At 71.4% G+C, this 25,948-nt stretch carries 22 protein-coding genes, 2 pseudogenes and 1 riboswitch; of the genes and pseudogenes, 9 read left to right on the top strand and 15 right to left on the bottom strand.

The window, feature by feature from the left end; genetic code table 11:
* Window positions 1-65 precede the first annotated feature (65 nt).
* From OVA30_RS25210 to OVA30_RS25180, 7 genes and pseudogenes are all read right to left on the bottom strand, one after another.
* A complete protein-coding gene (locus OVA30_RS25210; protein ID WP_268177539.1) occupies window positions 66-1,382 on the bottom strand; it encodes a hypothetical protein in 1,317 nt (438 codons plus the stop codon).
* The gene (locus OVA30_RS25205; protein ID WP_012252586.1) at window positions 1,382-2,320 is read right to left on the bottom strand and encodes a tetratricopeptide repeat protein; all 939 of its coding nucleotides are present in this window, start codon (window positions 2,318-2,320) and stop codon (window positions 1,382-1,384) included. The genes OVA30_RS25210 and OVA30_RS25205 overlap by 1 nt, the downstream gene beginning before the upstream one ends.
* The gene (locus OVA30_RS25200) at window positions 2,320-3,243 is read right to left on the bottom strand and encodes a VWA domain-containing protein (protein ID WP_268177359.1); all 924 of its coding nucleotides are present in this window, start codon (window positions 3,241-3,243) and stop codon (window positions 2,320-2,322) included. The genes OVA30_RS25205 and OVA30_RS25200 overlap by 1 nt, the downstream gene beginning before the upstream one ends.
* Before the next feature lie 11 nt (window positions 3,244-3,254).
* Window positions 3,255-4,273 (bottom strand): annotated as a pseudogene (locus OVA30_RS25195) (VWA domain-containing protein).
* A gap of 5 nt (window positions 4,274-4,278) precedes the next feature.
* Window positions 4,279-4,740, bottom strand: coding sequence for a DUF4381 domain-containing protein (locus OVA30_RS25190; protein ID WP_268177358.1), 462 nt, complete (start codon window positions 4,738-4,740; stop codon window positions 4,279-4,281).
* A 165-nt stretch (window positions 4,741-4,905) separates the two neighbouring features.
* On the bottom strand, window positions 4,906-5,835 hold the full coding sequence (locus tag OVA30_RS25185) for a DUF58 domain-containing protein (protein ID WP_012605838.1): 930 nt from the start codon (window positions 5,833-5,835) through the stop codon (window positions 4,906-4,908).
* A gap of 5 nt (window positions 5,836-5,840) precedes the next feature.
* Complete coding sequence (locus OVA30_RS25180) at window positions 5,841-6,833, bottom strand: AAA family ATPase (protein ID WP_003605735.1); 993 nt, start codon at window positions 6,831-6,833, stop codon at window positions 5,841-5,843.
* 291 nt (window positions 6,834-7,124) lie between these two features.
* Here OVA30_RS25180 and OVA30_RS25175 point away from each other — a divergent pair, with 291 nt between their 5' ends.
* Together OVA30_RS25175 and OVA30_RS25170 are read left to right on the top strand one after the other, a co-directional pair.
* Complete coding sequence (locus tag OVA30_RS25175; RefSeq protein WP_003605733.1) at window positions 7,125-7,841, top strand: MgtC/SapB family protein; 717 nt, start codon at window positions 7,125-7,127, stop codon at window positions 7,839-7,841.
* Window positions 7,842-7,903: 62 nt separating this feature from the next.
* Window positions 7,904-8,590: an SDR family NAD(P)-dependent oxidoreductase gene (locus OVA30_RS25170; RefSeq protein ID WP_268177357.1), complete on the top strand. Its 687-nt coding sequence runs from the start codon at window positions 7,904-7,906 to the stop codon at window positions 8,588-8,590.
* Window positions 8,591-8,649: 59 nt separating this feature from the next.
* On the opposite strand, the gene OVA30_RS25165 is transcribed toward OVA30_RS25170, so the two are convergent.
* Entirely contained in the window at window positions 8,650-9,021 is a 372-nt protein-coding gene (locus OVA30_RS25165; RefSeq protein WP_012605836.1) for a hypothetical protein, read from the bottom strand.
* A 311-nt stretch (window positions 9,022-9,332) separates the two neighbouring features.
* Here OVA30_RS25165 and OVA30_RS25160 point away from each other — a divergent pair, with 311 nt between their 5' ends.
* Complete coding sequence (locus tag OVA30_RS25160) at window positions 9,333-10,193, top strand: C40 family peptidase (protein ID WP_268177538.1); 861 nt, start codon at window positions 9,333-9,335, stop codon at window positions 10,191-10,193.
* A gap of 6 nt (window positions 10,194-10,199) precedes the next feature.
* On the opposite strand, the pseudogene OVA30_RS25155 reads toward OVA30_RS25160, so the two are convergent.
* Window positions 10,200-11,350, bottom strand: a pseudogene (locus OVA30_RS25155) (aminotransferase class I/II-fold pyridoxal phosphate-dependent enzyme).
* Window positions 11,351-11,456: 106 nt separating this feature from the next.
* Here OVA30_RS25155 and OVA30_RS25150 point away from each other — a divergent pair.
* From OVA30_RS25150 to OVA30_RS25125, 6 genes are all read left to right on the top strand, one after another.
* Complete coding sequence (locus tag OVA30_RS25150; RefSeq protein ID WP_056501383.1) at window positions 11,457-11,687, top strand: hypothetical protein; 231 nt, start codon at window positions 11,457-11,459, stop codon at window positions 11,685-11,687.
* A 59-nt stretch (window positions 11,688-11,746) separates the two neighbouring features.
* Window positions 11,747-11,848, top strand: a riboswitch (glycine riboswitch).
* A 147-nt stretch (window positions 11,849-11,995) separates the two neighbouring features.
* Window positions 11,996-13,174: a glycine cleavage system aminomethyltransferase GcvT gene (gene gcvT, locus OVA30_RS25145; RefSeq protein WP_268177356.1), complete on the top strand. Its 1,179-nt coding sequence runs from the start codon at window positions 11,996-11,998 to the stop codon at window positions 13,172-13,174.
* Window positions 13,175-13,200: 26 nt separating this feature from the next.
* Entirely contained in the window at window positions 13,201-13,563 is a 363-nt protein-coding gene (gene gcvH, locus OVA30_RS25140; RefSeq protein ID WP_268177355.1) for a glycine cleavage system protein GcvH, read from the top strand.
* Window positions 13,564-13,752: 189 nt separating this feature from the next.
* Window positions 13,753-16,599 (top strand): aminomethyl-transferring glycine dehydrogenase, encoded by a 2,847-nt coding sequence (gcvP, locus tag OVA30_RS25135; RefSeq protein WP_268177354.1) that lies wholly within the window; start codon window positions 13,753-13,755, stop codon window positions 16,597-16,599.
* A 196-nt stretch (window positions 16,600-16,795) separates the two neighbouring features.
* Entirely contained in the window at window positions 16,796-18,046 is a 1,251-nt protein-coding gene (locus tag OVA30_RS25130) for an adenosylmethionine--8-amino-7-oxononanoate transaminase (RefSeq protein ID WP_268177353.1), read from the top strand.
* A gap of 234 nt (window positions 18,047-18,280) precedes the next feature.
* On the top strand, window positions 18,281-18,679 hold the full coding sequence (locus OVA30_RS25125; RefSeq protein ID WP_003603986.1) for a response regulator: 399 nt from the start codon (window positions 18,281-18,283) through the stop codon (window positions 18,677-18,679).
* On the opposite strand, the gene OVA30_RS25120 is transcribed toward OVA30_RS25125, so the two are convergent.
* The 6 genes from OVA30_RS25120 to OVA30_RS25095 all read right to left on the bottom strand — a co-directional run bounded on the left by OVA30_RS25120 (window position 18,654) and on the right by OVA30_RS25095 (window position 25,711).
* Window positions 18,654-19,694, bottom strand: coding sequence for an NAD-dependent epimerase/dehydratase family protein (locus OVA30_RS25120; RefSeq protein ID WP_268177352.1), 1,041 nt, complete (start codon window positions 19,692-19,694; stop codon window positions 18,654-18,656). The two genes, OVA30_RS25125 and OVA30_RS25120, sit on opposite strands and share 26 nt — an antisense overlap.
* Complete coding sequence (locus OVA30_RS25115; protein WP_268177351.1) at window positions 19,691-20,224, bottom strand: dTDP-4-dehydrorhamnose 3,5-epimerase family protein; 534 nt, start codon at window positions 20,222-20,224, stop codon at window positions 19,691-19,693. The genes OVA30_RS25120 and OVA30_RS25115 overlap by 4 nt, the downstream gene beginning before the upstream one ends.
* Window positions 20,225-20,402: 178 nt before the next feature.
* Window positions 20,403-21,632 (bottom strand): class I SAM-dependent methyltransferase, encoded by a 1,230-nt coding sequence (locus tag OVA30_RS25110; RefSeq protein WP_268177350.1) that lies wholly within the window; start codon window positions 21,630-21,632, stop codon window positions 20,403-20,405.
* The gene (gene rfbG / locus OVA30_RS25105; protein ID WP_268177349.1) at window positions 21,629-22,735 is read right to left on the bottom strand and encodes a CDP-glucose 4,6-dehydratase; all 1,107 of its coding nucleotides are present in this window, start codon (window positions 22,733-22,735) and stop codon (window positions 21,629-21,631) included. Before rfbG ends, OVA30_RS25110 begins: the two co-directional genes overlap by 4 nt.
* Complete coding sequence (gene rfbF, locus OVA30_RS25100) at window positions 22,735-23,502, bottom strand: glucose-1-phosphate cytidylyltransferase (RefSeq protein ID WP_268177348.1); 768 nt, start codon at window positions 23,500-23,502, stop codon at window positions 22,735-22,737. The genes rfbG and rfbF overlap by 1 nt, the downstream gene beginning before the upstream one ends.
* Window positions 23,503-23,533: 31 nt before the next feature.
* Window positions 23,534-25,711: a glycosyltransferase gene (locus OVA30_RS25095; RefSeq protein ID WP_268177347.1), complete on the bottom strand. Its 2,178-nt coding sequence runs from the start codon at window positions 25,709-25,711 to the stop codon at window positions 23,534-23,536.
* Between the last annotated feature and the right edge of the window lie 237 nt (window positions 25,712-25,948).

Raw genomic sequence — 25,948 nt, 5'->3', positions numbered from 1 at the left:
CCGGTCCTGACAGAGCCGGTCTAAAGCCCAACGAAGGTTGGTCGCGGCCGTTCAGCGCCACCCGGTCACGCTTGCGCGACCGGGCCGTCGAGGGGAGCCAACCGGGGGGCGGGCGCGAGTGCTGCGGAGGTACCGCGTCTCCGGCGCCGGCCGAGCCGCCGAGCGAGACCGGGCAGATCGACGGAATTCGCGCCGGACGCGGCAGGGCCGAAGACCTGCCGGTCGAGGGTGGCGAGGTCGCGCGCCAGATCCGGCTCCGCCTGCCAGAGCGCGGCGAGATCCGGCTGCGCCTGCGCGGCACGACCGAGCACCGTCCGGAACGCCGACGCGTCGCCCGCGGCCGCCGCCAGCCGCAGGGCACGGGCCTGACCGCGGTCGAGCTGCAGCCAGCCTGGACCGGTGCGGAAGCCGATCAAGGCCAGCCCGAGACCGAAGGCGGCGAGCGCCGCCGCGGCCAGCGCCGACCACGCGGCGGGCCCCGCTTCCTTGAGATCCTCCGCCCGGTCGGCGAGGCCGCCGCCGATCTGGCGGGCGGGAATCTCGGTCTCGCGCAGGGTGCGCGTGAGCGTGTCGAACCAGGGGATCTTGATCGCGTCGAGCGGGATCACCTCGGCCACGCCCTTCTTGATGTCCCACTGGTAGGTCGCCCGCGCCACCGGGCCGGAGGGCGTGATGATCGTCTCGCGCTTCACCGGGCCGGCGAAGGTGATGATGCCGCGGGTGCGCATCACGGGGCGTGGCGGCAGCCCCTCGGCGAGCATGCCTTGGGCTTCGAGCGTGACGATCCGGCGCGCGGTCTCGCCCTGGTTCAGCGTCTCGGGGTCGGGGTCCCAGGAATCGGTAATCGCCACGTCCCGCGCCGGCAGCCACCACGGTTCCGCCGTGTCGGGGCCGCCGCTCGCGCCGGTCCAGGCCGCCACGGGGAAGGGGACGGGCTCGGAGCGCACATCGATCTGCTTGCGCTCGCCGTTGTCGTTGATCGTCAGGCGGTGGACGAAGGGCTCAATGGTGAACGTCCCCGTATGCTGGGGGAAGACCGCGATCGTGCGCTCGAATTCCAGCGCCATCTGCCCGTCGGGCATGCGCGTGCGGCCCCAGTTGTCGCGGCCGAGCTGGGTCCAGGAGAAGTTGACCAGCGCCGGCTGGCGCACCTCCTCCAGCAGAATCTGCGTGCGGTAGACCCCGCGCAGGCGCAGCAGCACCATCTCGCGGGCATAGGGCTGCGCGCCGCCGGGGAGATCGGGCGTCACGGTGAGGGTGAGGTCGCCGGGCTCGATGGCGTGGGCGGGGGCGGCGAAGGCCAGCAGCACGAGGAGGGCCGCCAACGGTCCCCTCATCCCGCTGCGGGGGAGGATGGCCCACCTGAACGAGTCGAAAAACATTACCACGGGTTGCTGCCTCCCGGGATGGCGGTGCCGGCCTCGATGCGGCGGGCCTGCTCGGCCTTGAGGCGCAGCTTCAGATAGCGGCCGGGCTCGTCCGGCAGGGTCTGGAGCCAGAGCCGGTCGGGGTGGATCTCGTGCGCCTCGAAACTCTTCGTCACCCGGCGCGCCTCGCGCTCGGGCGCGGCGGCGACCATGGCCGAGCCGGCGCCCTGGCGTCCGCGGCCGGCGGCGTCGCTCGCCGAGCCGCGGGCCTGCCCCTTGCCGGAATCGACCGCCTGCTGCTCGGCCTTGCCGCGGCGGGCCACCGGGCTCGTGCCCGGCAACGAGGCGGAGGAGCCGCCCTCCTTGTTGCCGGCCAGACCCTCGCCGCTGGCGGTGGCGCGGATGTCGTCGTTCTGGTCCTGGTTGGCGGTGTTGTTGTAGCGGGCACCGTACTGCGCCGAGGCGTTGGCGATGCCGCCGCCCTTGCCGCGATCGATCTCCTCTTCCAGGGCCTTGGCGATCAGCGAGCGGTTGGCCTGCGCGTCGGCGTCGCGCGGGTTGTAGGTCAGCGCCTCGTCGTAGGCCTCGAGCGCGCCTTGCAGATCGCCGGAGCGGGCGAGCGCGTTGCCGAGGTTGTAGGCGCCGCGCTTGCCCTGCGCCCGGAACAGCGGAATCGCCTCACCGTAGCGCCCAGCCTCGTAGAGGGCGGCGGCGCGCCATGCGGGGGTGTCGAACACGTGAAGGGCCGCGCCGGGTAGACCGGCCGCCATGAGGAAGCGGCCCAGCGTCGTGCGCGGCTCCGACACGAGCAGCAATCCGAGCAGGCCGCCGCCCGCGAGGGCAAGCCCCGCGATGCGCGCGAGCCGCCGCCAGTGGCGCGGGAAGGCGACGGGCAGCATCCGCCGCAGCGGCGCCGGCCGGGTGAAGGGGCGGGGCGAAAAGGACGCCAGCATCACGCGCTCCGTCGGAATAGGAGGAGGGCGGGCATAAGCGCCAGCAGCAGCAGCCAGCGGCCGAGATCGGCGAAGGCGAGTACGCCGTAGCCGTTCGCGGCGAGGTGCTGGGCGGTCGAGGCGCCGACACGCTCGAGCACCGCCTCGGAGGCATCGATGTCGGCGGCCCGGCCGCCGCCCGTGCCGGCGAGCCGGTCGAGGGCGGTCCGGTCGGGGCGCGGCGCGCCGGGTGGCAGGGCCTTGCCCGCGGGCACGAACAGGGCGTGGAGCTGCCAGCCCTTCTCCCGGATCGCGGCGGCCTCGCGCTCGGCGGCCTGGCCGATCCCGTCGCCATCGGAGATCAGCACGACGTCGGCGGCGACGACGTTGGCCTCAGCCAGCGTCCGGCGGGCCAGGGCCAGCCCGCGCTCCGGGTGGCTGCCCCGGTCGGGCACGGTGTCGGCATCGAGCGCGAACAGGGTGGTGGCGAGGCTCTCGCGGTCGTTGGTCGGCGAGAGCGCGGTGTAGGCGTCGCCCGCGTAGACGATCAGCGCCAGCGAGCGGGTGCCCGCAGCCTCCGCCACTGCTTCCGCCGCCTGCCGCGCCTCCTTGAAGCGCCCGCCCTCGGTGACCGAGCGGGAGAGGTCGAGCACGATCACCGTGGCGTCGAGGTTGCGGAAGGTCGAGGCCTCCGGGCGCTCGACCGCCGGGCCGGTGAGCGCCAGCGCCAGGATGCCGGCGGCCAGAGCGGCGGCGATGTTAGCCTGCCGCCGGCCGCCCAGCACCGCGCCGCGGCGGGCGGCCAGCGCCATCAGGTGCGGATCGACCGCCTTGTTCCAGTCGCCGAGCGGCGCCGAGCGCCATGCCGCCCGCAGCGCAAGCAGAGCCACGACGGGAATCGCCAGGAACCAGAGCGGGCGCAGGAGGGTGAGGGATTCGATCATGCGATTCCCGCTCAGATCCGGCGCCGCGTCGCCAGCAGACCGCAGGCGCAGAGGAAGGCGAGCGCCGCCGGCCAGGGCCAGAGATCGCGCCGCAGGGGCAGCGGCGGCGCCTTGGCACGCCCACCCTCCAATTCGTCGATGGCGTTGGCCACGTTCTCCAGGTCGTCGGTGGTCTTCACGCGGAACGCCCGGCCGCCGCTGGTCTCGGCCATGGCGCGCAGGGTCTCGACATCGACCACGTCCTGCTCGTTGTTGGGGTTGTCGGCCATGTCGATCGGCCCGAGCGCGATGGTGTAGACCCGCACGCCGAGATCCTTTGCCAGCGCCGCCACGTCCTTGGGTGCGGTCTGGCCGGCATTGTTGGCCCCGTCCGAGAGCAGCACTACGACCTTGTCGCGGGCGGGGGGCGGCCCTTCGCCGTCGGCCGCCGCGACCTGAGCCGGGGCGAGGCGCTTGAGCGCGAGGCCGAGCCCGTCGCCGATGCCAGTGGAGCGCCCGACGAGGCCGATGGTCGCCTGCTCCAGGGTGCGGGCGACGGTGGCGGTGTCGAAGGTGGGGGCTGCGGCGACGTAGGCCTGATCGGCGAACTCGACGAGGCCGATGCGGTCGCCGGCCCGGCGGCGGATGAACTCGGCGCCGACGCGCTTCACCGCCGCGAGCCGGCTGACGGTCTCGCCGTCCAGCGAGAAGTCCTTGCGCTCCATGCTGCCCGAGAGGTCGAGGGCGAGCACGATCTCACGGGCCGAGGCCGGCAGCGCGGTCGCGGGCAGGACGAGACGGGGGCCGGCCAGCGCGACGACGAGGGCCGCCCAGAGCGTTCCGATGAGCCAGAGACGGCGCCGGCCGCGGGCGGCGATGCTCTCGGCATGCTCGGCGCCGCCGACGAGGGAGGGGGAACGCGCAAGGCGCCGCTGCCGCCCTGGCGCTCCGGCGGGATCAGCCGGGCGGCGAGCGGCAGGGGCAGGAGCAGTAGGGCGAGCGGCGCCGCGAAATCGAAGGCGGAGGCGAGGGCTGTGATCCAGGTGGGCATTCGGATCAGGCCCGGATCTGTGAGAGCAGGCGGCCGAGGCCGGCATCGATGGCGGCGGGATCGATGGTCTTCGGGCGCCGGTAGAGATCGTCGGCGAAGACGCGGCCCGGCCCGGAGCGGAAGAAATCGGTGGCGAAGGTGGTGTCGAGCGTCGCGGCCCAGGCCGCGCCGCTTGTGCCGGCCGCCGCCTCGCCCTTCAGCGTGCGCACTACGCGCCGCAGCAGCCGCGCCTGCGCGACGCGCCGGGCCTCCGGCTCGAGGCTTTGGGCCAAGGCCAACTCGCGCAGGGCCGCCCGGCGGACTGACGCGCCGCGCCGCGCCCGGACGAGGCGGATCAGGCCGACGAGCAGCGCGAGGCTGAAGCCAAGGGCCAGGGCGGCCACCATCTCGGGCTGCACCGCGCTGTTGCCGCCGGTGGGGAGATGGAGCCCGCGCAGGGTGGAGAGGTCGGGAGCTGGGGCGGTCATCTCTCAGGCATCCGCGCATCCCCTCTCCCCGCGTGCGGGGAGAGGGTTCTGTCGACCCCGTCGTCGGCAGAGCCAGCCGGCAGGCGACGGGGCGCCACCGAACGAGCCTCTTCCTGAACCGCCCCCGCTCCCCGGATGCGGAGAGCGGGGGATTCGCTCCCAACCTCACAACACCGCATCGAGCCGCTCCATCAGCGGGGCGTAGCTCTCCGGCCCGGCCTCGACGTCGATGCGCAGGCCCTCGACGCCGCAGGCATGGAGGCGGGCGAGGCGCGGGTCGATTGCATCGGCGGGCTGGGCCCTACGGTCGGCCTGGACGGTACCGCGCTGCCCGCCCGGCAGGGCGTAGGGGTAGAGGCCGGCCGGGCGCGCCCGCTCGAAGGCGTCGCTGACCAGCAGCAGGCGGATCGAGAGCCGCTCGGCGAGCGCGGTGATCAGGCTCTCGAAATCCGGCCCCGGCGCGTCGAGGGCACTCGCCACGACGAGGTGTCCGCCCGAGGGCAAGAGCGAGCGGGCGAGCGCCAGCGTATCGGTGAGCGGCGGGTCGTCCACCGCCGGGCCGGCGAGGGCTTCGGCGTGGGCATGGGCCAGCGCGCCGGTGACGGCGGTCATCGCCCGCTCGCCGCCGGCCGGGCGGATCACCGCAGGCTCGCCCGCGCCCGCCGCGATCAGGCCGATGCGCCCGCCATCGCCGACGATGCGCCAGCCGAGCAGCGTCAGCGCCTCCGCCGCCGCCACCGAACGCAGCGCCCGGCGGGTGCCGAACAGCATCGAGGGCCGGAAATCGGCGAGCAGCACCACGGCGCGGTCGCGCTCGTCGTGATGGGTGCGCACGTGCACCTGGCCGGTGCGGGCGGTGGCGTTGCGGTCGATGAAGCGGCGGTCGTCCCCCTCGGACCAGGGCCGCACGTCGTCCGGCTCCGAGCCGCGCCCGCGCTTGCGCGTGACGATGCCGCCGGGCAACCCGGCGATGGTGCGGGTCGCGGGCGAGACGCCGCGCCGCGCGAGATGGCGCAGGCTCATGAGTCCGGCCCCGGACAGGTGGATGCCGGGGGCGTCGGTCAGGTCGCTTGCGGGGGCCGCCGTCGCGGTCATGACGGCTACAGCGCCCGCGTCCGCTCGACCAGCCCGCCGATGATGCCCCGCGTGGTGCGCCCCTCAGCCGCCGCGCGCCAGGTCAGGCCGATGCGGTGCGCGAGGGCGTCGGCGGCCAACTCCGAGATGTCCTCGGGCACGACGTGGTCGCGGCCGTGCAGGTAGGCGCGGGCCTTGCCGGCGACCATCAGCGCCAGCGTCCCGCGGGGCGAGGCCGGGTGCTCGATCGCCGCGCGCAGCTCCGGCGCGACGCTGTCGCCGCGGGTGCCGGCCACGAGCCGCACGAGATAGTCCTTGAGGGCTGGCGAGACGTAGGTGGCGAGCGCGGCCTCGCGGGCGGCGATCACCTCGGCGACCGAGAGCTTCACCGGCATCGCCTCGGCGTGGTGGTTCAATTCGCCCTCGACGAGATCGAGGATGCGGCGCTCGGAGGCCTCGTCCGGCATCTCGACGACGACGTGGAGCAGAAAGCGGTCGAGCTGCGCCTCGGGCAGCGGGAAAGTGCCCGCATGCTCGATCGGGTTCTGCGTCGCCACCACCATGAACGGGTCGGGCAGGCGGTGGGTGTGGCCCGACACCGTGATCTGCCCCTCGGCCATGGATTCCAGCAGAGCCGACTGCACCTTGGGCGGCGCGCGGTTCACCTCGTCCACGAGGATCAGCGAGTGGAACAGCGGTCCCGGCAGGAACTCGAAGGTGCCCGCATCCTGGCGCCAGACGGTGGTGCCGGTGAGGTCGGCGGGCATCAGGTCGGGCGTGCACTGCACGCGGGCGAAGGAGCCGTCGAGTCCGTCCGACAGACGCTTGACCGCGCGGGTCTTGGCGAGCCCCGGCGCGCCCTCGATCAGCAGATGGCCGCCGGTCAGCAGCCCGATCAGCAGGCGCTCGACCAGCTTGTCGGCGCCGATCAGCCCGTGGCTCAGCCCGTCGCGAAGCTGCAGGATGCGATCGCGGACGGGCGCGGCTGCCGCGGGCCGGGCGAGTGCCTCGACGCTCATACGAGCGCCTCTGCCAGCGCCGTCGCCGGTCGAGCCTCGGCCCTCGTCGCAGGAGAAAGATCCTGCAGCATGCGCGTCTCCTCAGCGTGGGTTTTTCTTAAGGCTCCCACAATCCTGCCGGTGTGCCCGCTGCCCGGTCGCCGCGTCAATCCCGCGCCGCGCCCCTGACCACGGGCAAATTGACCGCACGCGACCGAGTGCGCGCGGATCGCTGACGTTTCGTCACGCAACCGTCACGCTCGTGCGACAGCGGGGAAACCGCGCGACACCGAAAAGGTCCCCGAACGGTCCATGCCCGGCCCCTTTCCCTTCCCCACGCCCGAAGCCGTGAATTCCGGCATCAGCCTCGCGGTCGCCTTCGGCCTCGGCACCCTGATCGGGGTCGAGCGGCAGTACCGGCAGCGCAGCGCGGGCTTGCGCACCGCCGTGCTGGTGGCGCTGGGCGCTGCCGCCTTCGTCGATCTCGGCATGCGGCTGACCGGCGCGGAGGGGGCGACCCGCGTCGTCGCCTATGTCGTCTCCGGCATCGGCTTTCTCGGCGCCGGCGTCATCATGAAGGAGGGGATGAACGTGCGCGGCCTCAACACCGCCGCGACCCTCTGGTGCGCGGCGGCCGCGGGCGCCTTCTCCGGGGCCGACCTTCCGCTGGAAGCCTGCTTCGTCACCATCGCGGTCCTTGCCGGCAACACGCTGCTGCGCCCGCTGGTGAACCTCATCGACCGCATCCCCATCGACGAGAGCGCGACGGAGGCGACCTACGCGGTGCAGGTGACGGTGCCGGCCGAGACCGCCGGCCTCGCCCGCGACCTGCTGGTCGAGCGCCTAGAGGCGGCGGACTACCCCGTCGGCACGACGGAGGTGGAGGAGCGCGGAGAGACCACCGTCGACGTCATCGCCACGCTCACCGCCACGACGGTCCACGCCAAGGATCTCGACGCCGTGGTGGCCGATCTGGAGAAGCGGCCGGAGGTGCGCCACGCGACGTGGTCGGTGCAGACGGGGGATTGATCGCGCCCTGCCGTGAAGCCTACGGCCCACACATCCATCGGTGCGAGTGCGGACGAACCACCATGAGCCACACCCAGAAACACGCCCTGATCGTCGGTGCGTCCCGCGGGCTCGGGCTCGGGCTGGCCGAGACCTTCCTGCGGCGCGGCTGGCAGGTCACCGCGACTCGGCGCGGGGCCGCGCCCGGTCTCGAACGGCTCGCGGAGGAGGGGGTGCGTGTCGAGACCGTCGATATCGACGACGATGCGTCGGTTGCCGCCCTGCACGAACGGACGCGGCGCGAACAATTCGATCTCGTCTTCGTGGTGGCCGGCGTGCTGATCGAGGCGGAGAAGCCGCTCAACGCGGTGGCGCGGGCGGTCCACGCACAGGTCTACCTGACCAATGCGGTGAGCCCAATCTTGTTCGCGGACGCCTTTGCCGAGACCCTTGCACCGGGCGGCACGCTGGCCTTCATGTCCTCGGTGCTCGGCAGCGTCGGCCTCAACACCGAGGGCGGCTGGGAGAACTACCGGGCGAGCAAGGCGGCGCTCAACATCAACGCCCGGAGCTTCGCGGCGCGCCACGCCGACCGCGCGTTCGGCGTGTTGCTGCTGCATCCGGGCTGGGTCGCCACCGATATGGGCGGCGAGGGGGCCGATCTCGACGTGGCGACAAGCGCGGCCGGGCTGGCGGACGTGATCGAGGCGAGAGCCGGCCGGACGGATCTCGCCTTTCTCGACCACCGGGGCGAGACGCTGCCCTGGTAGGCCCGGGCAGCGTCCCGAAAGCCGGCGGCCGGCTTTTTCAAAAAGACGATGCCTTGGGCTTACCGACGCTGATCGAGGGGCCGGCTGCGGCGCTCGACCACCACGGTCGGGCGGCTGCGGCGCTCGACGATCACCGCCCGCGGCGGGGCGCGGTTCGGGCTCGTCGGCGCGAGGATGCGCTGCTCCAGCGGCCGGTGCGCCGGACGCGCCGCCGCGGCCTTGGCGGCGGCGACGACGTGGGGGCGCACCTCGTCCGGGCCGAGGCCGATCAGCCCGCAGGCGATCTCCACCTGCTGCTCGACGTCGTCGGCCAGATCCTGGGCGGCGGCGACCGCCTCGTCGACCGTGGGCGGCTCGCGCCGCACCCGGATCGGAGGCAGATCCTGAAAGCTCTTCGGAGATTTTTTCACGGCACGACTCGCGGTCTTCATGCACCGATCATAGGACGGTCCGTCCGGTTTGTGCACTGCACCCAAATCGGACGTGACGGACCGCCGGCCGCATGGCTTGCCGGGCGGACGCCCCGCTCGTCGAGCATGCAGGATGCGCGCCGATCCGCGCGGGCGCCAGCACATTCGTTGACGGAGTCAGCAGGCGAACATGGCCCAAGCCGGTCAGAGTGTCGCGGTCGCGCAGCAAAAGGATTGGCGAATCCACGCGCCTGCGGGGCACACGAAAATCGGGCGTGGCGCGATCCTTCATCCCGAATCCCGCCCCGATCCTGCGCCACGCAGGCTCCACGATGCCAGACACTCGCGATCCCCGCCTCACCCCGGCCCGGCCCGACCTTGCCGATATCCGCCTGAAGGGCGTCGTGACGGCCGAGCGCTACGTCGCGGGCGAGCCGGCGCGGGTCGCCGTGCCCTCCGCTCCCCTTCGCCGCGCGCCGCGCCTCGAGGCCGGACTCGAGACCGAGGCGGTGATGGGCGACGCCGTGACGGTGTTCGAGATCCGGGATGGATTCGCCTGGGGCCAGATCGCCCGCGACGGCTATGTCGGCTACCTGCCGGAGACGGCGCTCGGGGCGATCGATCCGGCGCCGACCCATCGGGTCGCCGCTTTGCGCACCTTCGTCTACCCCGCGCCCGACCTGAAGCGTCCGCACGTCGCCCATCTCAGTCTCGGCGCCGCCTTCGCGGCGGAGGCGCAGGAGGGCGAGTACTGGCGGCTCGCCGGCGGCGGCTACGTCTTTGCCGGCCACGCCGTGCCGCTCGGGACCGCCGAGCCCGATTTTCCGGCCACCGCCGAGCGGCTCGTCGGCACGCCCTATCTCTGGGGCGGGCGTACCAGCCTCGGCCTCGATTGCTCGGGCCTCGTCCAGCTCTGCCTGGAGACCGCGGGCCTGGCCTGCCCGCGCGATGCAGACCAGCAGGAACGGGCCCTCGGAACCGGCCTGCCGCCGGGGCTCGACGGCCTGCGGCGCGGCGACCTCGTGTTCTGGAAGGGCCATGTCGGGATGATGCTTGACGCCGATCGGCTGATCCATGCCAACGGCCACCACATGGCGGTGGCGGTCGAGCCCTTGCGCGAGGCGGTCGAGCGCATCGCCGTCAAGAGTTTCGGCGCCGTCACCGCGATCCGCCGGCTCGATCCGATCGCCTGAGGGTGTTCAGCCGGCGCGGACGCTCTCCGGCGCCAATTCGATCAGCGCCTCGGCGAGGGCATCGACCTGCTCCTCGTTATGCGCTGCCGAGAAGGCGACCCGTAGACGGGCGGTGCCGGGGGCGACCGTCGGCGGACGGATCGCCACCACGAGGAAGCCACGCGCCTCCAACGCCGCCGAGAGAGCGAGCGCTGCCTCTGCCGCGCCGATGAGCACCGGCACGATCGGGCTCATCGCCTCGAGCAGGCCGAGACGCGCGGTGAAGCGGCGCGCGAGCGCCAGCGGCCGGGCGGCGCGCTCCGGTTCCGTCTCGACGATGTCGAGGGCTTTGAGCGCCGCGGCGGCGGAGGCCGGCGGCAGGCCGGTGGTGTAGACGAGGCTGCGCGCCCGGCTGGTCAGCAGGTCGATCACGGGCTGCGAGGCGCAGAGATAGCCGCCATAGGAGCCCAGCGTCTTCGAGAGCGTGCCCATTTCGAGCGGCGCCCGCTGGCCCGGCTCGACCACGCCGAGGCCGTGGGCATCGTCCACCAGCGTCCAGGCGTCGTATTCGCCGGCGAGCGCCAAGATCTCGGGGAGCGGCGCCCGGTCGCCATCCATGCTGAACACCCGCTCGGTCAGGATCAGCGCCCGCCGCGCCGTGCCGCGATGCTCGGCGAGCAGCACGCGCAACTGCGCGACGTCGTTATGGGCAAAGCGCACGATCTGCGCCCTCGACATGGTCGCCCCCGCAAACAGGCAGGAATGGCCGAGTTCGTCGATCAGGATCAGGTCGCCCGCGCCGACGAGGGCCGGCGCGATGCCGAGATTGGCGAGATAGCCCGAGCCGAAGACGAGGGCGGCCTCCTTGCCCTTGTGCCGAGCAAGCCGCTCCTCCAGCGCCGCGAGCGGGGGGAATTGCCGGTCACCAGACGCGAGGCGCCCGCGCCCGCGCCGTAGCGCGCCAGCGCTTCGGTGGCCGCCGCGATCACCCGCGGATCGTGGGCGAGGCCGAGATAATCGTTGCAGGAGAACGAGACGAGGCTGCGTCCCCCCCGCTCGGCCGCCGCCTCGGGGCCTCGCGCTGTCACGGCCAGACGGCGGCGCAGGGCGCTGACTTCCAGGCCGGCGAGCTTTTCTCCGGCGAAGGCGTCGAGGCTGTTCGATGGGTTCGGCGACATGGCGCTTGAAGGCGACGGCGCTCAGGCGAAGTCAAGACGATGGTGATGAACGTGGCGAACCCGTTGCGGGGCGCCGCGTTGCCCAGGCTCTGCCGGAACCCCTGCCATGCTGCGCCGCCGCCTCGTCGTCCTTCTGCTGATCGCCTTTGCCGGTCCCTTCGTCAGCCCGGCACCGGCCTCGGCCGGCCCGGCGCAGTCCTACCTGTTCGGCGAGACGCGCTTCCGCAACGCCTGCCGTCCGCCGCTGAAATACGCGGCCGGGGCCTGCGTCCGCCGCTGCCCGGCCGGCTTTGAGAGCTTCCGCGGCTATTGTCGGCAGCGCAACATGATGCGCTGATCGTCACCGAACTTGACTTGCATAGGCGGGCGCAAAGTGCGAGCCTTCCGGGGTCCGTTACAGACGATACGGGAGAGCCCAGGCTCATCGAAAGATGAATCATGGCGCCGACGGAGCAACCACCCCCGGAAACTCTCAGGCACAATCACCGTATCGTTGGACAATCTGGAGAGAGGCGCCGTCCGGCGTCCACCGAAGGAGAAACCTCGCTCGAATGCCGAGTGAGGGAAGCTCTCAGGTAAGCGCGACAGATGGGGGCAACTTGCCAGCCGGCCGGCGGGCAAGATCCGTCTGTCGTGGAGTGCCCGATGAGTCTGCAAGCTGCCGGTGCCGTGAGCCCCGCCGCCCCCGTTTCCGCTGATCCGCTGGCACAGACGCCGCTGCACGCGCTCCACCTGCGCCTCGGCGCCAAGATGGTGCCGTTCGCGGGCTACGCGATGCCGCTGCAATACCCCGCCGGGCTGCTCAAAGAGCATCTGCACACGCGGGCGGCGGCCGGACTCTTCGACGTGTCGCATATGGGCCAGATCGCGCTGACGCCTCGCTCCGGCGATGTCGCGGAGGCGGCCCGCGCCCTCGAAGCGTTGATCCCCATCGATATCCTCGGGCTTCCCGAAGGTCGCCAGCGCTACGGCTTCCTGACGGACGAGGCCGGCGGCATCCTCGACGACCTCATGGTCGCGCGCCTGCCCGGCCGGCTCCACGTCGTCGTCAACGCCGCCAACAAGGCCGCCGGCTTCGCGCATCTCCGGGCGCATCTCCCGGACGCCATCGACATGACGCTGGTGCCGGATGCGCTGATCGCGCTTCAGGGCCCGAAGGCGGCCGAGGTGCTGGCGCGGCTGGCACCCGAGACCGAGGCGATGCGCTTCATGGATGTGCGCGCGGTCGCGATCCTCGGCGCGCCCTGCCTTGTCAGCCGCTCCGGCTATACCGGCGAGGACGGTTTCGAGATTTCCGTGCCGGCCGAGCGCGCCGAAGCTGTGGCCGAAGCCCTGCTCGCGGAGGCCGAAGTGCTGCCGGTCGGCCTCGGCGCCCGCGATTCCCTGCGCCTCGAAGCCGGCCTGCCGCTCCACGGGGCGGATATCGATCCCGGTACCAACCCGGTCGAGGCCAGCCTTGCCTGGGCGATTTCCCCCGCCCGCCGCCGGGGCGGCGCCCGCGAAGGCGGGTTTCCGGGCGCCGAAAAAATCCTCTCCGCGATGGAGGCCGGGCCGTCGCGGCGGCGCGGCGGCCTGCGCCCCGAGGGCAGGGCGCCGGTGCGGGCGGAGGCCCCGCTCTTCGCCGCCGCGGCCGGCGGCGAGCCGGTCGGCCGCGTCACCTCCGGCGGCTTCGGCCCGAGCGTCGGGGCGCCCGTCGCCATGGGCTTCCTGCCGGCCGCGCTGACCGCCCCCGGCACCCGCGTCTTCGCCGAAGTGCGCGGCCAGCGTCTCCCCCTCGTCGTCTCCCCGCTTCCCTTCGTCCCGGCCGGCTTCAAGCGCGGCTGATCTCTCTCGTGTCAGGAGTTTTGACCATGCTGCGTTTCACCGACGAGCACGAATGGCTGCGCCTCGACGGCGACGTCGCCACGGTCGGCATCACCGCGCATGCCGCCGAACAGCTCGGCGACCTCGTCTTCGTCGAGCTGCCGAAGGTCGGCGCGAAGCTGACCAAGGGCGAGGCGGCCGCGGTCGTCGAGTCCGTCAAGGCGGCCTCCGACGTCTACGCACCGCTCTCCGGCGAAGTCACCGAGGTCAACGAGGCGGCGGTCGCCGACCCGGCCTCGGTCGGCACCGACCCGCAGGGCGGCGGCTGGCTCTACCGGCTCAAGCTCGACGATCCCTCCGCCATCGACGAGCTCATGGACGAGGTGGCCTACGCGGCGTTCGCGAAGTAGCGCCAGCCGGATCCCTTCCCAGCCATCCCCCTCATCCTGAGGTGCCGGAGCGCAGCGGAGGCCTCGAAGGAGACCTCCCGTACCCGCCACGACCCCTGGAGCCCTCCTTCGAGGCTGCTTCGCAGCACCTCAGGATGAGGGGGGAGGGGGTGACGAGGCGCGCGGCATCCGCCTTCGAAAGGCCTCCCCATGAAATACGATCGCCACGATCCCTTCGATTTCGCAGCCCGGCGCCATATCGGCCCGAAGTTCTCCGAGATCGACCAGATGCTGGAGACGGTCGGCGCCAAGTCGCTGCACGCGCTGATCGACGAGACGCTGCCCCCCGACATCCGGCAGGCCGAGTACATCGATTTCGGCGCCTCCCTGACCGAGCGCCGCTCGCTCGAGAAGTTGCGCGCCACAGCCAACAAGAACCGCCTGCTCGTCTCGCTGATCGGCCAGGGCTATCACGGCACGACGATGCCGCCGGCGATCCAGCGCAACATCTTCGAGAACCCGGCCTGGTACACCGCCTACTCGCCCTACCAGCCGGAGATCAGCCAGGGCCGGCTCGAGGCTCTGCTCAACTTCCAGACCCTCGTCTGCGATCTCACCGCGCTCGATGTGGCCAATGCCTCGCTGCTCGATGAGGCGACCGCGGCGGCCGAGGCCATGGGCATGACCAAGCGCGTGGCGAAGTCGGACCGGAACGCCTTCTTCGTCGACAAGGACTGCCTGCCCCAGACCATCGCCGTGCTGAAGACCCGCGCGGCGCCACTCGGCTGGGAGATCGTGGTCGGCGATCCCTTTGCGGATTTGGACCCGTCCACGGTCTTCGGGGCGCTGTTCCAGTATCCCGGCGTGAACGGCGCGGTTCACGATTTCTCCGGCGTGATCGCAGGGCTCCATGAGGCCGGCGCGCTCGCCGCGGTCGCCGCCGACCCGCTGGCGCTGACGCTGCTGAAGGCGCCGGGCGAGATGGGGGCCGACATCGCGGTCGGCTCGATGCAGCGCTACGGCGTGCCGATGGGCTATGGCGGCCCGCACGCCGCCTATCTCGCCACCCGCGACGCGCATAAGCGGGCGCTGCCGGGTCGCATCGTCGGCGTTTCGGTCGATGCCCGTGGCAACCGCTCCTACCGCCTCGCGCTGCAGACCCGCGAGCAGCATATCCGCCGCGAGAAGGCGACCTCGAACATCTGCACCAGCCAGGTGCTGCTCGCGGTCATCGCCTCGATGTTCGCGGTCTATCATGGGCCGGCGGGCCTCAAGGCCATCGCCCGGCGCGTCCACCGTGACGCCGTGCGCCTCGCCGAGGGGCTGGAAGCCCTCGGCTTCACCGTCGAGCCCCAGCACTTCTTCGACACGATCACCGTGCGGGTCGGCGCGTTCCAGGGCGTGATCCTGAAGAGCGCGGTCGAGAACGGGGTGAACCTGCGCCGGATCGGCACGGACCGCATCGGCATCAGCGTCGATCAGCGCACCCGGCCCGACATCGTCCAGGCGGTGTGGCGCGCGTTCGGGGGCGGCAATCTTCCCTACGACGAGGGCTATCCCGAGCCGCGCCTGCCGGCCGAGCTGGAGCGGACCTCGGACTACCTGACCCACCCGATCTTCCACATGAACCGGGCCGAGAGCGAGATGACGCGCTACATGCGCCGGCTCGCCGACCGCGACCTCGCGCTCGACCGGGCGATGATCCCGCTCGGCTCCTGCACGATGAAGCTCAACGCCACCGCCGAGATGCTGCCGGTCTCCTGGCCGGAATTCTCGGAACTGCACCCCTTCGTGCCGGAGGATCAGGCGCTGGGTTACCGCGAGCTGATCGACGATCTCAGCCAAAAGCTCTGCGCGATCACCGGCTACGACGCGATCTCGATGCAGCCGAACTCGGGCGCGCAGGGCGAGTATGCGGGGCTGCTGGCCATCCGCCGCTATCACCTCTCGCGGGGCGAGGGGCACCGCACGGTCTGCCTGATCCCGTCCTCAGCCCACGGCACCAACCCGGCCTCGGCGCAGATGTGCGGCATGAGCGTCGTGGTGGTCGGGGCGGATGCCCATGGCAACATCGACGTCGAGGATTTCCGGAAGAAGGCCGAGCAGCATTCCGAAAAGCTCGCGGCCTGCATGATCACCTACCCGTCCACCCACGGCGTGTTCGAGGCGCGGGTGCGCGAACTCTGCGACATCGTCCACGCCCATGGCGGACAGGTCTATCTCGACGGGGCGAACCTCAACGCGATGGTCGGGCTGGCGCGGCCGGGCGATATCGGCGCCGATGTCAGCCACCTCAACCTGCACAAGACCTTCTGCATCCCGCATGGCGGCGGCGGGCCGGGCATGGGGCCGATCGGCGTGAAGACGCACCTGATCCCGTTCCTCCCCTCCGATCCGCGCTCGGGCGAGGAGGGCGCGGTCTCGGCCGCCGCCTTCGGCTCGGCCTCGATCCTGCCGATCTCGTGGAGCTACTGCCTGATGATGGGCGGGCGCGGCCTGACCCAGGCGACGCGGGTGGCGATCCTCAACGCCAACTACATCGCCCGGCGGCTCGATGGGGCCTATTCCATCCTCTATGCCGGCCAGAACGGACGGGTCGCGCATGAATGCATCGTTGATGTGCGGCCCTTCCAGAAGAGCGCGGGCGTCACCGTCGAGGATATCGCCAAGCGCCTGATCGATTGCGGCTTCCACCCGCCGACGATGAGCTGGCCGGTGGCCGGCACGCTAATGATCGAGCCGACCGAATCAGAGACCAAGGCCGAGATCGACCGCTTCTGCGACGCCATGCTGGCGATCCGCGAGGAGATCCGGGCGATCGAGGAGGGGCAGATGGACCGGGCCAACAACCCGCTCAAGAACGCGCCGCACACGGTGCAGGACCTGATCGGCGCCTGGGAGCGGCCCTATTCCCGCGAGGCCGCCTGCTTCCCGTCGGGCAGCTTGCGCATGGACAAGTACTGGCCGCCGGTGAACCGCGTCGACAACGCCTACGGCGACCGCAACCTCGTCTGCTCCTGCCCGCCGACGGAAGCCTATGGCGAGGCGGCGGAGTAGGGCCGCCGCATGCGACACCCTCCCCCCTTTGCGGGGGAGGGTGCCTGCGGAGCAGGCGGGAGAGGGGAGCGACGTGTCCGAAGAGTGCGGAGCCAGCCCCTCACCCGACCCCTTCGGGGCCACCCTCTCCCGCAGAGGGGAGAGGGAAGGGCTGACGCGTTTGACTCTGCCAGCGCCACCCCTCAATTCCCCGCGCATGACCGCGCTCGACAACCATCACCTCTGGCGCCCCTACACCCAGATGAAGACCGCCGCGCCGCCGCTTGAGGCGATCGCGACGCGGGGCTCGCGCATCACGCTGAAAGGCGGGCGCGAACTCATCGACGGCATCGCCTCGTGGTGGACGGCGGTGCACGGCTACAATCACCCGCACATCGCCGCGGCGATGGCCGACCAGCTCATGCGCATGCCGCACGTGATGTTCGGCGGGCTCACCCACGCCCCGGCCGAGCGTCTCGGCGCGCGCCTTGCCGCGCTGCTGCCGGGGGATCTCAACCACGTCTTCTTCACCGATTCCGGCTCGGTCGCCGTCGAGGTCGCGCTGAAGATGGCGGTTCAGCTCTGGCTCAACCGCGGCGAGACCGGCCGCACCCGCGTGCTCGCCTTCCGCGGCGGCTATCACGGCGACACGATGGGCGCGATGTCGGCCTGCGACCCCGAGGAGGGGATGCACCGCCGCTTCGGCGCCTACCTTCCCGCTCAGGTGTTTTGCGCGCTGCCGCGCACGGCCGAGGACCAGGCGGCCCTCGATGCGGCCCTTGCCCGCCACCGCCACGAACTGGCGGCAGTGATCGTCGAGCCCCTGGTGCAGGGGGCGGGCGGGATGCTGACCCATCCGCCTGAGGTGCTGGCCACCGTCGCGCGGCTCGCGCGCCGCCACGGCCTGCCGCTCATCGCCGACGAGATTTTCACCGGGTTCGGCCGCACGGGGACGCTGTTCGCCTGCGAGCAGGCCGGTATCGTGCCCGACATCCTCTGTCTGTCGAAGGCGCTCACCGGCGGCACGATGGCGCTCGCCGCCACGGTCGCCACCACCGAGATCTTTTCCGCCTTCTGGACGGACGAGGCATCGACCGCGCTGATGCACGGGCCGACCTTCATGGCGAACCCGCTCGCCTGTGCGGCGGCGAATGCCAGCCTCGATTTGTTCGAGGCCGAGCCGCGCCTCGCGCAGGCCCAAGCCATCGCCGCGCGCCTGCAAGAGGGGCTCGCTCCCTTGAGCCGGTTGCCCGGTGTGCGGGAGGTTCGGGTGCTCGGCGCCATCGGCGCGGTGCAATTCGCAGGCACGCCCGACCTCGCGGATCTCAAGCGGCGTTTTGTCGAGCGCGGCGTCTGGGTGCGCCCGTTCGGCGACATCGTCTACCTCACCCCGGCGCTCACCATCGATGCGGGCGACCTCGACCGTCTGATCGCGGCCGTGACGGCGGTGACCGAGGCGGTGGCCTAAGGCCGGCGCGCCGCGATCGGCCCCGCGGCGCGAAGCTTGCGAGCTTGGCCGCAGAGAACCACGGGACCCTGCAACCCGCAGCGGGGTTACCCGTTGGATGATCGCAGCGCAGCGGTTCCCAGCACGGGAAACGGCCAAGCCTGTGAGCAGGTTCAGTCTGTGGGCAGGCCGAGTCTGTCAACGACAAGTCTGCGAACACCTTGGGCCGCTGGAGCAAATCGGGGAGAGCGTAAGGTGGCGAGCCAGACCGAGACGACGAATCCGGAAGCCGACCGTCCCGTCATCCTCATCGTCGAGGACGAGGCCCTGACCATCATGGACCTCGGCGACGTGCTGGAGGGGGGCGGCTACGACACCGTGCAATGCGCCTCCGCCGAGCGCGCGCTGTCCATCCTTCAAGCGCGGCCCGACATCTGCGGCCTCGTGACCGACGTCCAGCTCTCGGGCCGGGTCGATGGCTTCGATCTGGCCGCTTCCGTCGCCCAGGCGCGGCCGAACCTGCCGATCCTGATCGTGTCCGGCCGCGCCTCGCCTGATCCCGAGCGCATGCCGGAGGGTGCGCAGTTCATCGCCCGCCCCTGCGCAGGCGAGGATATCCTGGCTCGGCTCAAGGGACTGATGCCGCATTGCTGAGCGCGGCGCGCCAAGCTGCGACGGTTTGCTCTAGGCCCTGTTCGAGGCCGTAGCGGGCCGAAAAGCCAACCTCGTCCGTCAGGCGCCGGATGTCGGCCTCGATGCAGGCCGGCTCCGCCGGGCCGAGGGGGCGGGCGCCGAAATCGATCAAATCGGGGCGTCCGGTCAGCGCACCGATCGTTTCCAGGATTCTGCGCACCGGCACCGCTTCGCCCGAGCCGATATTGACGGGCCCCTCCACCCCCGAGTCGAGCAGGGCCGCGAAGGCCGCTCCCACATCGGCGACATGCAGGAAATCGCGCCGCTGCCGGCCCTCGCTGGTGGCGAGACGCTGGCCCGTGAGCAGCGCCCGCGCCGCATCGCCGACGAGCCGGCCCGGCGTCTCGCCGGGACCGTAGAGGTAGAACAATCGCCCCCAGCCGAGGGAGAGTCCGGCGGTCGCCGCATAGGCTTGCAGGATGCGGCGAAGACCGTCCTTGGCAGCGCCGTAGAGCGTCGCCGGGCGGCAGGGGGCCGCTTCCGCCAAATGACCCTCTCGGATCGCCGCTGCATCCCCGCGCCCCGCTTGCGGGGAGAGGGTCGCAACGACAGGCTCGCCGAAGCCCTCTCCCCGCGTGCGGGGAGAGGGGGATTCCAATTCTGCACGTGGCAGAAGGTTGATCCCCGTCCAATCGTACTCGGCACAGGTCCCGGCCACCACGGCGCGGGTGCCCCCCGCCTCGCGGAACGTCCGCACGAGGTCGAGGCTCGCAGCCGTCCAGTTGAGGTTGTCCGGTGCCTGCCAGTAGCGGCCGGGTGTGGTGACCCAGGCGAGGTGCAGCAGGTGGCTTGCCGAGGCCGCCTGCACGGCAGCCCGGCGCTGCACCGGATCGAGCAGGTCGGCCGCGTGGAAGGCGTGGACGCCGTCCGGCGCGGTCCGGCCGATGGCGTGAACCGCGAAGCCGCGAGCGGCGAGCGCACTGACCGCGTGGCGGCCGACGAAGCCGGCCCCGCCGGTGACGAGAACCCGCTTCACCGCCCCGCCCAATCGGGAAAGGCGAGGTCGCGCGATGCGATGACCGTCACCGGCTCGGGCCACGCGAGCCCGAAGGCGGGATCGTCCCAGCGCACGCCGTCCGCGGCGGAGGCCACGAACGGCCGGTCGATCATGTAGAGAATCTCGGTGTCGTCGCTCAGCGTCTGGAAACCGTGGGCGAGGCCCGCCGGGATGTAGAGGGCGTGGCGGTTCGCGGCCGAGAGCGTCACGGACGCGGTGCGGAGATAGGTCGGCGAATCGGGCCGCAGATCGATCACCGCGTCGTGGATCGCGCCGGCGGTGCAGCGCACGAGCTTCGTCTCGGCGTGGGGCAACTTCGAAAAATGCATCCCGCGCACGGTGCCGCGGCGGTGATTTAACGACACGCTCGACTGCGTGAAGCGCCCGACCAGCCCGCGCTCCGCGAATTCGCTCTCGCACTGGGTGCGGGCGAAGAAGCCGCGCTCGTCCGCGTGCGGCTCGGGCACGACGCGGAACAGGCCGGGCAGCGCAAGTTCCTCGAAGATCATGAGATGCGTGCGCTCGGCTGCGAATTCATGGCCGCTCCCACCCTCGTCCTCATCCTGAGGTGGCGGCGCGAAGCGGCGCCCTCGAAGGATGCTCCCGCCGGCCGCGCGATCCCTGGACGATCCTTCGAGGAAGCTGCGCGGCACCTCAGGATGAGGCTGGGAGGGGCGGGCCGCGGCATCAGAACACCGTCAGTTCTGGGATCGCCACGGCGAAGCGTCCGCCCCATTCGCGGATCGCTTCCATCTCGCCGGCGATCTCGTCCTTGAGGTTCCAGGGCAGGATCAGCACCGTGTCGGGGCGCATCGCCAGGAGTTCGTCCGGCGAGACCACGGGGATGCGGCTGCCGGGGAGCCACGTGCCCTGCTTGTGCGGCGAGCGGTCGGCCACCGCGCGGATCAGCTCCGGCTTGATGCCGCAATAATTGAGGAAGGTGTTGCCCTTGGCAGCCGCGCCGTAGGCGCAGACCGTGCGGCCCGCCATCCGCTCCTCGATCAGGAAGCGGAGCGCCGCGCATTTGATGTCGGCCACCGCCCGCCCGAACCCGGCATAGCCGGAGGGGTCGAACAGGTGCGCCCCCCACTCGCTGAGCACCACGCGCTCCAACTCCGGCGTCGGCGCGTGCGCGGCGGCCTCGTGGCAGGCGAAGACGCGCAGCGATCCGCCATGGGTGGGCCATTCCTCGACATCGAACACCCGCAAGCCGTGCTGGCGCAGGATGCCGATCACCACGCCGAGCGAGAGGTAGGAGAAGTGCTCGTGGTAGATCGTGTCGAACTGCCGATGCTCGATCATCCGCAGGAGGTGCGGGAACTCGAAGGTCGCCACACCCTCCGGCTTCAGGATCTCGGCAAAGCCCGCCGCGAAATCGTGGATGTCTGGCACGTGGGCGAGCACGTTGTTGGCCGCCGTCAGATCCGCCTTGTGGCCCGCCGCAGCGAGCCGCCGGGCGGTCTCACGGCCGAAGAAGGCGACCTCGGTGGGCACGCCGCGCTCGACGGCGACGCGGGCGACGTTGGCCGCCGGCTCGACGCCGAGCACCGGCACGCCACGGGCAACGAAGTATTGCAGCAGGTAGCCGTCGTTGCTCGCGACCTCCACGACCTTGCTCTCGGCGCTCAAGCCGAAGCGCGCGATCATCGCGGCGACGTAGCTTTCGGCGTGGCGCAGCCAGCCGGCGGAGAAGCCGGAGAAGTAGGCGTAATCGGAGAAGATCGCCTCGGGGCTCTCGAAGGCTTCGAGTTGCACCAGCCAGCAGGCATCGCAGACATAGGCGTGGAGCGGGTGGAAGGTCTCGCCCCGGTGGCGCCATTCCGGCGTGACGTAGGAATTGGCGAGCGGCGACAGGCCGAGATCGCAGAAGGTCCGGGTGAGGGCGGCGCCGCAGGCGCGGCAGGTCGGGGCAGTCACGCTTGGACTCCGGCTTTTGCTCCAGGCTGGCCCAGCGCCTCGTAGCGCGCGATCTCGGCCTCGGCCAGAGCGCGGGGATCGGCGCCGGAAGCGGCCGCGCGGTACCAAGCGGCAGTCCAGTCGAGCGCCGTATCGAGGGTCAGCCGCCGGTCCCAGCCGAGGCGGGCGCGAGCCTTGGAGGCATCGACCTTGAGATAGGTCGCCTCGTGCGGATGGGTCTTCTGCGAGAGGTGCCAGCCGGCCCCCCCGCCCCAGCCCTGCGCCAGCCGCTCCACGAGGTACGAGACCGGCCGGCAATCCTCGTCCGCCGGCCCGAGATTCCAGCCCTCCGCGAAGGCGGCGCCGTCGTCGCCCGCGAGGCATTCGGCGAGCCTGAGGTAGCCGGCCAGCGGTTCCAGCACGTGCTGCCACGGGCGGATCGCGTGCGGCGCGCGGATCTCGACGGAGGCCCCAGCCTCGAACGCGCGCACGATATCGGGGATCAGCCGATCGAGGGACCAATCGCCGCCGCCGATGACGTTGCCGGCCCGCGCGCTGGCGATCCGCGCCGGATGGCCGCCCGCGCCGAAGAACGAGGCGCGATAGGCGTTCGTCACGAGTTCGGCGCAGCCCTTCGAGGCGCTGTAGGGATCGCGCCCGCCCATCGCCTCGGTCTCGCGATAGGCATAGGGCCATTCGCGGTTCTCGTAGGCCTTGTCGCTCGTCACGACGACGACGGCGCGCACGCTCGGGGCCGACCGAACCGCTTCCAGCAGGTGGACAGTGCCCATGGTGTTGACCGCGAACGTCCCCACCGGATCGGTATAGGAGGGCCGAACCAGGGCCTGCGCCGCCATGTGGATCACGATCTCCGGCTCGGCAGCCGCCACGGCCGCGGTGAGCGTCGGCAGGTCGCGGATATCGCCGATGCGCGAGTCCTCGGACGGGAATCTGATTGCCTCGAACAGGTTCGGCCGCGTCTCAGGGGGGAGGGCGAAGCCGGTGACGCGGGCGCCGAGGCGAACGAGCCACAGGCTCAGCCACGCGCCCTTGAAGCCGGTATGCCCGGTGAGCAGCACGCGCTTGCCCGCCCAGAAGGTGGGATCGGGGTTGAGCGCACCCATCACCACACCTTCCAGGACGCGTCGCCGCGGGCCCAGAGTTCTTCCAGGTGCTTCTTGTCGCGCAGCGTGTCCATCGCCTGCCAGAAGCCGTGATGATGGTAGGCGTGGAGCTGGCCGTCGCGGGCGAGGCTCTCCAGCGGGCCGCTCTCCCACACGGTGGCATCGCCCTCGATCCGGTCGAGCACTTTTGGCGAGAGCATGAAGAAGCCGCCATTGATGGTCGCGCCGTCGCCCGCCGGCTTCTCGCGGAAGCTGCGCACCGCATCGCCCGCGAGGTCGAGCGCGCCGAAGCGGCCCGGCGGCACCACCGCCGTCAGCGTCGCGAGCCGGCCGTGAGCCCGGTGGAAGGCAGCCAGCGCCGTGAGGTCGATATCGGCGACGCCGTCGCCGTAGGTCATGAAGAAATCGTCGTCGCCGAGATAGTCGCGCACCCGCTTGAGCCGCCCGCCGGTCATGGTGGCGTCGCCGGTTTCGATCAGCGAAACCTTCCAGTCCTCGGCCGCCGAGCGGTGGAACTGCACGTCGCCCCGGCCGAGATCGAGCGTCACGTCGCTCAAGTGCAAGCGGTAATTGAGGAAAAACTCCTTGATGACGTAGCCCTTGTAGCCCAGGCAGATCACGAATTCGGTCACGCCGTGGGCGGCGAAGATCTGCATGATGTGCCAGAGGATCGGCCGTCCGCCGATTTCCAGCATCGGCTTGGGGCGCACCACGGTCTCCTCCGAGAGCCGCGTGCCGAGCCCGCCCGCGAGGATTACGGCCTTCACAGGTGGTCTCCGGGTCTGTCTGTCGTCGTCATCATCGCCACGCCTCTACCATGTGCTGCCGTGCTGCCGGAAACCGCTCGGCGTCGAGGGTGAAGGCGGGCGGGCGGATGCCGAACGGGTCCGGGTAGTACGGGTCGCGGGCGAGCCGTGCGCCCCAGCGCTTGCGGAAGCGGGCCTGCTCGGCGGGATCGACGGTGGGGATGCGGTTGCGGCTCTCGTAATGGTGCAGGCTCGCCTCGGCGCAATAGACCGTGCGCAGGCCTCGCTCGCCGAGCCGCAGGCAGAGGTCGATGTCGTTGTAATTGACGGCGTATCCCTCGTCGAAGCCCTGAATGGCTTCGAACTCGGCTTGGCCCACCATCACGCAGGCGCCGGTCACGGCAAGAGTGTTGCGGTTGGCCAGGCTTGAGCCGTGATACCCGGCGTCGTCACCGGGGAAGCCACGGCGGACATGGTCCGGCAGGCCCTCGCCGAAGACCACGCCGGCATGCTGAAGGCTGCCATCCTCGAACAAGAGCTTGGGGCCGACTGCACCGACGCCGGGGATGGCGAGCTGCGCCAGCATCGCCTCGATCCAGTCCGGCGTGACGACGCTGATATCGTCGTTGAGAAAGACTAGCACCTCGCCGCTCGCCGCTCTTGCGCCGAGATTCATCTTGGCGGCGACGTTGAAGACCGGCTTGTCCCAGGTGACGGTGCGCGCGCCGAACCGCTCGACGGCGGCCCGCGTCTGCGGGCGCAGGTCGCCGTTATCCACCGCCACGATCTCGATGTTGTCGTAGGTGCCGGTCTCGCGGATGCTGGCGAGACAGGCGGCGAGCAGATCGATGTTGCGCCCGCCGATGAGGCTGTCGCGCCCGGCGGTCGGGATCACCAGGGAGACCAGCGGGCGCGTCGCGAGCGCGCGGCGCAGGGCAAAATGTGAGGCGCTGAGCACGCGAATGGCATCGAGCCCGCCGGTGCGCCGTGCGCGTCCGGCCAGCGCGCGGGCGGCCGCCTCCGGATCGGGCGCGGCGGCGCGGCGATGGCAGAGCACCTGCGCGACGTGGCCGACGCGCTCACTCCGCTCGGTCACGCGGAGCGCGAGGTCGTAGTCGGCCGCGCCCTCGCTCTCGCCCGGAAAACCGCCGACCGCCCGCACCAGGGCGGTGCGGTAGAGGGCAAGCCCGCCGATGTAGAAGCTGCTCTCCAGGGTCTCGGGCGACCAGTCCGGCTTGAAATACGGATCGCAGCGCTCGCCCGCCGGCCCGATCCGGTCTTCATCCGTGTAGAGCAGGTCGAGATCGGGCTCGCGGGCGAGCCGCCGGACGAGGGCGAGAAGCGCCTGCGGCGCAAGCCGGGCACCGGGCTCCATCGTGGCGAGATAGGAACCGCGCGCCTGCGCCAGCGCCGCATCGAGGGAGGCCGCTTTGCCCTTCGCGGGCGGTAGCAGACGGATGCGGTCGTCCTCCGCCGCCAGCGCTTCGAGCGCGGCCGATGGCGTGGCCGCGAGGCACAATTCCCAATCCGGGTAGACCTGCGCCCGCAGGCTCGCGACCGTCTCCCCCAGCTGGACCGGATCGTTGCCGCCCGCCACCAGCAGAGAGATCAGCGGGCGCTCCGACAGGGCTCCGAGCTGCGCGCACATCGTCTCGATGGAGGGCAGAGCCTTGGCTTCCACCGCCTGAATCCAGGCGGCATAGCTGGCGGGCGGACGGTGGGTCTGGGCGGCGCGGGTGAGGCGGCACCAGATTTCGCCGGGCGGCACGCTGCGCAGGAGGCCGACGGCGCGGCGCAGGAGGCGCAGCGGCCGGCGCTCCTGCGGTGGCAACCGTTCGATGATCTTTTGGGCGGACAGCATGGCCGCCTCGATCCGGCCCGCCGGCGCGATCCGCACCCCGTCGAGGCGGAAGCGCAGTCCTGCCTCGGCGGCTTCCAGGCGCAGCGCGCGTGTGCCGCGCGGCAGGCGGATCAGGTCGTCGGTGCCGTCCGCCCGCACGGTGAGCCGGTAGCGGCGCGGCTCGGCCTCGCCCCGCGCCTCGACCGCGAGCACCGGCCGCACCGAATCCGGCCGGCAGCGGATGCGGATGCGCTGGCCCGACAGCGCCGACACGGCGTCCGCCGGGCCGAGCGCGAAGATCGGATCGGGGCCGGTCGCGCTCCAGGCGTCGTCCGCACAACGGCGCAGGTCGCGCAGGGGATAGAGGCCGAGCGCCTCACGGCGCTTCATGGAAACACCCCGTCGTCTCGGTTCCGGTGGACGCTCATGCGGCGCCGGAATCCACGAAATCGGCCGCGCCGTGAAGCGGTTTCTCGCAAAAGCGGTGTGTTGTCGGCGCTGTGTCGGCAAAGCGAAGGGTTTCTGTCATCGAAGTTTCATCGCCGGTCGGCAGATGCTTGCCCTGCGGGCCGCCCAGAGGGCACTCTTTCCGGGCAGCGTTCAGGAGCCCGCACGTCCGTGAAGGGA

The organism is Methylorubrum sp. SL192 (assembly GCF_026672325.1).
GTDB lineage: Bacteria > Pseudomonadota > Alphaproteobacteria > Rhizobiales > Beijerinckiaceae > Methylobacterium > Methylobacterium extorquens.
The sequence above is the reverse complement of the archived record's forward strand: the minus strand, read 5'-3'. Positions and strand labels throughout refer to the sequence as shown.